This window comes from Skermanella sp. (assembly GCF_059503625.1).
In genome coordinates, this window is the sequence record NZ_JCACHA010001175.1 from 1 (window position 1) to 389 (window position 389).

The following is a 389-nucleotide window of genomic DNA, read 5'->3' on the forward strand; positions in this document are numbered from 1 at the left end:
ACGTCGTGCGATCCATCCTCGGTGGGCTGATCCCTCAGCTGCTGCGGCGTTGGCCGCCAGCGCTTCGGTGAGAGGGGATATAGCCCCGCCTTCCCGCCCCCGCAACAGAAAAATTCATCTCGCTGAAACTTTTCTGACGCTTCGGTCAGAAACCGCACTCCATCAGGATATTGAGGCGCTCGCACATACGCGCATGCCCGCGCGTGGTAAACGCGACTTTACCAGTAATATCGGGAGCGGACAAAGTATCCACAGGAAGCCACGCGGGACCGTTCCGCACCGCCCCTACCGCGAGAAAGGCGTATGGTATCAGCCGCTTGCATCGAGGCCTTAAGGTAGAGTGGAAGCTGATTGTGCTTGACTACAAAAGAATTGCTGATCAAGCGCGA